This window comes from Pseudomonas sp. TWR3-1-1 (assembly GCF_049896545.1).
GTDB lineage: Bacteria > Pseudomonadota > Gammaproteobacteria > Pseudomonadales > Pseudomonadaceae > Aquipseudomonas > Aquipseudomonas weihenstephanensis.
In genome coordinates this window covers 79,319-87,649 of the sequence record NZ_JAFCUO010000008.1, presented here as the reverse complement: position 1 = coordinate 87,649, position 8,331 = coordinate 79,319, and the positions used below count along the sequence as shown (strand labels likewise).

6 protein-coding genes are annotated in these 8,331 nt (G+C 58.9%); 3 read left to right on the top strand and 3 right to left on the bottom strand.

The annotated features are described in order from the left end of the window. Positions 1 to 198: 198 nt before the first annotated feature. The gene (gene algW, locus ACP7A4_RS17295) at positions 199 to 1,353 is read right to left on the bottom strand and encodes a Do family serine endopeptidase AlgW (protein WP_048363169.1); all 1,155 of its coding nucleotides are present in this window, start codon (positions 1,351 to 1,353) and stop codon (positions 199 to 201) included. Positions 1,354 to 1,454: 101 nt separating this feature from the next. On the opposite strand from algW, the gene ACP7A4_RS17290 reads away from it, so the two are divergent. From ACP7A4_RS17290 to cysN, 3 genes are all read left to right on the top strand, one after another. Beyond that, positions 1,455 to 2,213, top strand: a complete 759-nt coding sequence (locus tag ACP7A4_RS17290) for a Nif3-like dinuclear metal center hexameric protein (protein ID WP_048363170.1) — start codon at positions 1,455 to 1,457, stop codon at positions 2,211 to 2,213. Positions 2,214 to 2,413: 200 nt separating this feature from the next. After that, complete coding sequence (cysD, locus tag ACP7A4_RS17285) at positions 2,414 to 3,331, top strand: sulfate adenylyltransferase subunit CysD (protein WP_048363171.1); 918 nt, start codon at positions 2,414 to 2,416, stop codon at positions 3,329 to 3,331. Positions 3,332 to 3,340: 9 nt separating this feature from the next. Then, a complete protein-coding gene (gene cysN / locus ACP7A4_RS17280; protein WP_203303654.1) occupies positions 3,341 to 5,239 on the top strand; it encodes a sulfate adenylyltransferase subunit CysN in 1,899 nt (632 codons plus the stop codon). Between the two features lie 55 nt (positions 5,240 to 5,294). Here cysN and ACP7A4_RS17275 read toward each other — a convergent pair whose 3' ends face one another. Next, positions 5,295 to 6,200 (bottom strand): acyltransferase, encoded by a 906-nt coding sequence (locus ACP7A4_RS17275; RefSeq protein ID WP_059761432.1) that lies wholly within the window; start codon positions 6,198 to 6,200, stop codon positions 5,295 to 5,297. Next, the gene (pta, locus tag ACP7A4_RS17270; protein ID WP_048363174.1) at positions 6,201 to 8,300 is read right to left on the bottom strand and encodes a phosphate acetyltransferase; all 2,100 of its coding nucleotides are present in this window, start codon (positions 8,298 to 8,300) and stop codon (positions 6,201 to 6,203) included. Positions 8,301 to 8,331 lie beyond the last annotated feature (31 nt).

Genomic DNA, 8,331 nt, shown 5'->3' with positions numbered 1-8,331 from the left:
AAGGGCCACGCCAATCGTTGCCATTTCTGTAGTCGCTGACGAGTAGTGCGAGGCTGCGTCCGGGCGCGAAGCGCTCGTAAAACCATTCAACGCGGTGCCTCAGAGGCAACGCAAACCTCGGGTTTACGAGCGCTTCGCCATCGGACGTCGCCTTCGGCAAGGGCCACACCCACCTCGGTTTCTTCGGTTATGCGAGATTTATTCCTGCTGTGGCGGCTGTTCTTGCGGTGGGCGCAAGCCTACTTCGGCCGTAAGCTTGAGCTCTTTACCGTTGCGCATGACCTGAATACTGATTTTGTCCGAAGGCTTGATTCGGGCCACTTGGTTCATCGAGCGACGCCCGTCGCTTGCCGGTGCGCCATCAATGCTCAGAATCACGTCACCCAGTTGCAGACCTGCTTTTTGCGCAGGGCCATCGCGGAAAATACCCGCCACGACAATCCCCGGACGACCGCTCAGGCCAAATGATTCGGCCAGATCCGGGGTCAACGGTTGCACCTCAATCCCCAACCAGCCACGAATCACCTGGCCGTGTTCAATGATCGACTTCATGACTTCCATTGCCAGGTTGATCGGAATTGCAAAGCCAATGCCTTGCGAGCCGCCGGACTTGGTAAAAATAGCGGTGTTGATACCGGTCAGGTTGCCATTGGCATCCACCAGCGCGCCGCCCGAGTTGCCGGGGTTGATCGCGGCATCGGTCTGGATAAAGTCTTCGTAGTTGTTAAGACCCAGCTGGTTACGCCCGGTGGCGCTGATGATGCCCATGGTGGTGGTCTGGCCCACACCGAACGGGTTGCCGATGGCCAGGGCAATGTCACCGATACGCAGCGTGTCGGAGCGACCAATGGTGATGGCTGGCAGGTTTTTCAGGTCAATTTTGAGTACTGCCAAATCTGTTTCAGGATCGCTGCCAATGACCCGGGCCAGGGTTTCACGCCCGTCCTTGAGTGCCACCACGATCTGGTCAGCGTTCAACACCACATGGTTATTGGTCAGCAAGTAGCCTTCCGGGCTCATCAGCACGGCTGAGCCGAGGCTGGACTCCATACGCTTTTGCTTGGGTGCGTTGTTGCCGAAAAAGTGCCGGAACTGCGGGTCTTCAAACAACGGGCGGGCGTTTCGGTTCACCACCTTTGTGGTGTACAGGTTAGCCACGGCCGGCGCGGCGCGGACCACGGCGTCGGCGTACGTCACCGGGCCCTGTTGCACGTAATTGGTTTGCGGCGCTTGTTGCAGATTAACGTCCAGACTCGGCAGCCCGACCCATTGCGGGTAACGCTGAATAATCAGCAAAGCGATAAGCACGCCAGCCAGCAGTGGCCAGCCAAAAAAACGCAAAGCCTTGAGCATTGAACTAAGTCCTGAAGGTTGCAGAGCCTGCATCACGGCCCATAATGGCGGCCATTATACGAGGGCTGCGCGCCTCTGAACGCTATATTTAGGAGTCTTTTATGGCTGTCGCCTTGAGCACCCTGGTTGAAGAAGCCAATCGTTACCTGAACTGTGCTGCCATCGGCGATTACTGCCCCAACGGTTTGCAGGTCGAAGGGCGGCCTCAAGTGCTGCGTATTGTCAGTGGCGTGACTGCCAGCCAGGCGTTGCTGGACGCCGCCGTTGAAGCTCAGGCGGACTTGGTGCTGGTGCATCACGGTTACTTCTGGAAGGGTGAAGACCCGTGCATCACGGGCATGAAGCAGCGTCGCCTCAAAACGTTACTCAAACACGACATCAGCCTGCTGGCCTATCACTTGCCGTTGGACGTGCACCCTGAGGTGGGCAATAACGTGCAGCTGGCCCGGCAACTGGACATTACCGTCGAAGGCCCGCTGGACCCCGCCAATGCCAAAGTGGTGGGGCTGGTCGGGTCGCTGGCGGAACCGGTGACTGCGCGTGATTTTGCCCGTCGGGTGCAAGAAGCACTGGGCCGCGAACCGCTGCTGATTGAAGGCAGCGATATGATCCGTCGCGTGGGCTGGTGCACGGGCGGTGGCCAGGGTTACATCGATCAAGCCGTGCTGGCCGGTGTCGATTTGTACCTCAGTGGCGAAGCGTCGGAGCAGACCTTCCACAGTGCGCGCGAAAACGACATCAGTTTTATTGCCGCCGGGCATCATGCCACCGAGCGGTATGGCGTACAGGCATTGGGCGATTACCTGGCCCGACGCTTTGCCCTTGAACACCTGTTCATCGATTGCCCTAACCCCATCTGACGCGACCCCGCAGGCTGCGATCTTTTAAATGTTCGCAGCCTGCGCCAGCTCCTGCGAGTGCTCAATCGGGCAAACTCCGCGATCTATTCTTAGACGTTTTCGATCTAGTTGGCGCCCTCTATATAAGAGGGCGCTGTGCTAGCATTCTGAGCTCGAACACGGCCCGCAGGCCGTTCATAAGATAGCTTTCGTGAGTAGCCATGGTCGACAAACTGACGCACCTGAAACAGCTGGAGGCGGAAAGCATCCACATCATCCGCGAGGTGGCCGCCGAGTTCGATAACCCGGTAATGCTGTACTCGATCGGTAAAGATTCCGCCGTGATGCTGCACCTCGCGCGCAAGGCATTTTTCCCTGGCAAGCTGCCGTTTCCGGTGATGCATGTAGACACACAGTGGAAATTCCAGGAGATGTACCGCTTTCGCGACAAGATGGTTGCCGAGCTGGGCCTGGACTTGATCACCCACGTCAACCCGGACGGCGTGGCGCAGGGCATCAACCCTTTCACCCACGGCAGTGCCAAGCACACCGACATCATGAAAACCGAGGGTCTCAAGCAGGCGCTCGACAAATATGGTTTTGATGCCGCATTCGGTGGCGCCCGCCGCGACGAAGAGAAGTCCCGCGCCAAAGAGCGCGTGTATTCATTCCGCGACAGCAAGCACCGCTGGGACCCGAAAAACCAGCGCCCAGAGTTGTGGAACGTGTACAACGGCAACGTCAACAAGGGCGAATCGATCCGCGTGTTCCCGTTGTCGAACTGGACCGAACTCGATATCTGGCAGTACATCTACCTCGAAGGCATCCCGATTGTGCCGCTGTACTTCGCCGCCGAGCGTGAAGTGATCGAGAAGAACGGCACGCTGATCATGATTGACGACGAGCGCATCCTTGAGCACCTGTCTGACGAAGACAAAGCCCGCATCGTCAAGAAAAAGGTCCGTTTCCGCACGCTGGGTTGCTACCCGCTGACCGGCGCGGTGGAATCGGAGGCTGAAACCCTGACCGACATCATCCAGGAAATGCTCCTGACGCGAACTTCCGAGCGCCAGGGCCGGGTCATCGATCACGATGGCGCAGGCTCAATGGAAGATAAAAAACGTCAAGGTTATTTCTAAGGGGTTGTCATGTCGCACGTATCTGATTTGATCAGCGAGGACATCCTCGCCTACCTGGGCCAGCATGAGCGCAAAGAGATGTTGCGTTTTCTGACCTGCGGCAACGTCGACGACGGCAAGAGCACCCTGATCGGGCGCCTGCTGCACGACTCCAAGATGATCTACGAGGATCACCTGGAAGCCATCACCCGCGATTCGAAAAAGAGCGGCACCACGGGCGATGATATCGACCTGGCGCTGCTGGTGGACGGCCTGCAAGCCGAGCGCGAGCAGGGCATCACCATTGATGTGGCGTATCGCTACTTTTCCACGGCCAAGCGCAAATTCATCATCGCCGACACCCCGGGTCACGAGCAGTACACCCGCAACATGGCCACCGGTGCGTCGACCTGCGATTTGGCCATCATTTTGGTGGATGCCCGTTATGGCGTGCAGACCCAGACCCGTCGCCACAGCTTTATCGCCTCGCTGCTGGGCATCAAACACATCGTGGTGGCCATCAACAAAATGGACATCAACGGGTTTGATCAAAGCGTATTTGAGTCGATCAAGACCGACTATCTGGCGTTCGCTGAAGGCATGAAGGTCAAGCCCACGAGCTTGTACTTCGTGCCGATGTCAGCCCTTAAAGGCGACAACGTCGTGAACAAAAGCGAGCGCTCGCCCTGGTACACCGGGCAGTCGCTGATGGAAATTCTTGAAACCGTGGAAATCGCAGCGGACCGTAACCTCACTGACCTGCGCTTTCCGGTGCAATACGTGAACCGTCCGAACCTGAACTTCCGTGGCTTCGCCGGCACCCTGGCCAGTGGCATCGTGCGCAAGGGCGACGAGGTGGTGGTGCTGCCGTCGGGCAAGAGCAGCCGTGTCAAATCCATTGTTACCTTTGAAGGCGAGCTGGAACACGCAGGCCCTGGGCAAGCAATCACGCTGACCATGGAAGACGAGATCGACATCTCCCGTGGCGATCTGCTGGTGCATGCCGACAGCGTTCCGCCGGTGACTGACAGCTTCGAAGCCATGCTGGTATGGATGGCCGAAGAGCCGATGCTGCCGGGCAAGAAGTACGACATCAAGCGTGCGACCAGCTATGTACCGGGTTCCATTGCCAGCATCGTCAACAAAGTCGACGTGAACACGCTGCAAGAAGGTCCGGCCAGCGCCTTGCAGTTGAACGAGATCGGCAAGGTCAAGGTCAGCCTCGATGCACCGATTGCGCTGGACGGTTATGAAAGCAACCGCACCACGGGTTCGTTCATCATCATTGACCGCCTGACCAATGGCACCGTGGGCGCAGGCATGATCGTTGCCCAGCCCGTGAGTCATGGCGGCACCGGCCATCATGGCGAGCTGGCGCATGTGACCACTCAAGAACGTGCGCAACGTTTTGGCCAGCAACCGGCCACGGTGTTGTTCAGCGGCTTGTCGGGCGCAGGCAAAAGCACCTTGGCCTATGCGGTTGAGCGCAAATTGTTCGACATGGGCCGTGCGGTGTTTGTGCTGGACGGTCAAAACCTGCGGCATGACCTGAACAAAGGTTTGCCTCAGGACCGTGCTGGACGCACAGAAAACTGGCGCCGCGCCGCGCATGTGGCACGTCAGTTCAACGAAGCCGGCTTGCTGACACTGGCTGCGTTTGTGGCGCCGGATGCGCAAGGCCGTGAGCAGGCCAAAGCGTTGATCGGGGATGATCGCTTAATTACCGTGTATGTGCAGGCATCACCAGCGGTCTGCGCCGAACGTGATCCGCAAGGCTTGTACGCGGCGGGCGGCGATAACATTCCGGGTGATTCCTTCCCGTATGACGTGCCGTTAAATGCAGACCTGGTAGTCAACACCCAGGCGCTGACGGTCGATGAAGGCGTGAAGTTAGTGCTGGACCTGTTGCGTCAACGCGGCGCGATATAAGGCGTATCAAAAAGCCCGCCACCGAGTGATCGGTGGCGGGCTTTTTATTGGCGAGTCAGACCTTGGGGTACTCGCGATGCAATTGGTCCAGCAACCGGTCCTTGTCTTCCCACAACTGATTGATCCAGCCCTGAAACGCCAGCTTGTACTCAGCGTCCTGATCGTAGTTGCGGCCAATAAACTCAGGCGCAATGGGCAACTCTTCGAACACCACCACCACCTCGCGCACATTAGCGCACAGTAAATCCCAATAACCCGGACGCCCTCCAGGATAGTGAATCGTCACGTTGACGATGGATTTGAGCTGCTCCCCCATCGCATCCAGCACAAAGGCAATCCCGCCGGCCTTGGGCTTGAGCAGGTAGCGAAACGGTGATTGCTGCTGCGCATGCTTGGCCTCGGTAAAGCGGGTGCCTTCAACAAAGTTGAAAATACCCACCGGCTGGTTTTTGAACTTCGCACAGGTTTTACGCGTGGTCGCCAGGTCGGCGCCTTTTTTCTCCGGGTGCTTGGCCAGATAAGCCTTGGAGTAGCGCTTCATGAACGGGAAACCCAGCGCCCACCAGGCCAGGCCAATGACCGGCACCCAGATCAGTTCTTGCTTGAGGAAGAACTTGAGCGGGCGAATACGTTTGTTGAGCACGTATTGCAGCACCATGATGTCAACCCAGCTCTGGTGGTTGCTGGTCACCAGGTAAGAGTGCTCGTAATCAAGACCCTCCAGCCCTTTGATGTGCCAGCGTGTCTTGCGCAGCAGGTTCATCCAGCGCTGGTTGTTGCTGACCCACGCTTCGTGGATACGCCGCATCAACTCGTCGGTGACCCGTTGCGCGGCCGGGAAGGGCAGGCACAGTTTAAAAATGGCCACCACGAATAGCGGCGTACAGCACACGATGGTGTTGATCGCCAACAGCAGTGAAGCAATGACGCCGCGTAACGGCGCAGGCAGGAAATCCAGCATTTATACATCCATAGGTCGGTTGGCGGCTTGGATCGCCGTGAGGGCGATGGTGTAGACGATGTCGTCCACTTGGGCGCCGCGTGGCAGGTCATTCACCGGTTTACGCAGCCCTTGCAGCATGGGACCAAGGCTGACGCAATCGGCGCTGCGTTGCACGGCTTTGTGCGTGGTGTTGCCGGTGTTCAGGTCCGGGAACACAAAGACCGTCGCGCGGCCCGCCACCTGGCTGTTGGGGGCCAATTGTCTGGCCACACTTTCGTTGGCCGCCGCGTCGTATTGCAACGGGCCATCAATCAACAGCGCATGTTGCGCTTCGTGAGCGAGAAGGGTGGCTTCGCGGACTTTTTCGACTTCTTCACCGCTGGCCGAGTCGCCACTGGAGTAACTGATCATCGCCACGCGAGGCGTGATGCCAAATGCGGCCGCCGAGTCGGCACTTTGCAGCGCGATTTCGGCCAGTTCGGTGGCAGACGGGTGCGGGTTCATCACGCAGTCGCCATACACCAGCACTTGCTCGGGGAAGAGCATGAAGAACACGGAGGACACCAGCGTGCAACCCGGCGCCGTTTTGATCAGTTGCAAGGCCGGGCGGATGGTGTTGGCGGTGGAGTGAATCACCCCCGACACCAGTCCGTCCACTTCGTCCAGCGCCAGCATCATGGTGCCGATCACCACCGGGTCTTCCAGTTGCTGCTCGGCCATCGGCGCGTTGATGCTTTTGGTTTTGCGCAGCGCCACCATCGGCTCGACGTAACGCCCGCGAATGACGTCCGGGTCGAGAATCTCCAACCCCTCAGGCAGCTCAAACCCGTGGGCCTTGGCCACGGCGTGCACCTCTTCAGGCTTGGCCAGCAGCACACAGCGGGCGATGCCGCGAGCGTGACAGATGGCCGCCGCCTGCACGGTCAGCGGTTCGCTGCCTTCGGGCAACACGATGCGTTTGTTCGCCTGCTGGGCGCGCTGTATCAACTGATAACGGAAGACAGCAGGTGTGAGGCGCATTTCCCGAGGCGTACCGCAACGCTGGTGCAACCATTTGGCGTCGAGGTGGCTGGCGACGAAATCAGTGATGATTTGCGCACGTTCGCGGTCATCGATGGGGATTTCTTTGTTCAGGTTGTTCAGGCGATTGGCCGTGTCATACGAGCCGGTGCTCACTGACAGCACAGGCAGCCCGGCTTGCAGGGCGCCGCGACACAGCTCCATCAGGCGCGGGTCGGGTTGGGTGTCACTGGTCAGCAGCAGGCCGGCCAGCGGCACGCCATTCATCGCGGCCAGGCTGACGGCGAGAATAATGTCGTCGCGGTCGCCCGGGGTGACCACCAGTACGCCAGGCTTGAGCAGTTGCAGCGTATTGAGCACGGTACGGGCGCACAAAATGATTTTCGACATGCGCCGGGTTTCATAGTCCCCGGCGTTGAGCACCTGGGCGCCGAGCAAATCTGCCACGTCGCGGGTGCGCGGTGCGTTGAGTTCCGGTTGATACGGAATACAACCCAGCAGTTTGAAGTCACCGGAGCGCAGCAAAGGCGAATGCTCTTTGAGCCGTGCGGCGAAGTCCTCCATGCTTTCGTCAGTGCGCACCTTGTTCAGGATCACGCCCAGCACTTTCGGGTCTTTGGGGCCGCCGAACAGTTGAGCCTGTAGTTCAACGCGCCCGGAGAGTTCAGTCAGGACTTCGTTTTCCGGGGCCGAGACCAGAATCACTTCAGCATCCAGGCTTTTGGCCAGGTGCAGGTTGACCCGTGCGGCGTAGCTGGCGCTGCGGGTGGGCACCATGCCTTCGACGATCAGCACATCTTTGCCAATCGCGGCCTCTTGATACAGGCGGATGATTTCTTCAAGCAACTCATCGAGCTGGCCGTCGCCGAGCATCCGTTCAACGTGCGCCAGCCCCAAGGGTTTTGGGGGCTTCAGGCCGTGGGTGCGGGCCATCAGCTCGGTCGAGCGCTCAGGGCCCAGATCGCCTGGGTGCGGCTGGGCAATCGGTTTGAAAAAGCCGACTTTCAAGCCAGCGCGTTCAAGGGTGCGCACCAGGCCGAGGCTGATAGAAGTCAGGCCCACACCAAAATCAGTGGGGGCGATAAAGAAAGTTTGCATGCGAGCTTCCTGACGTGAGCAGTGCAAGGGC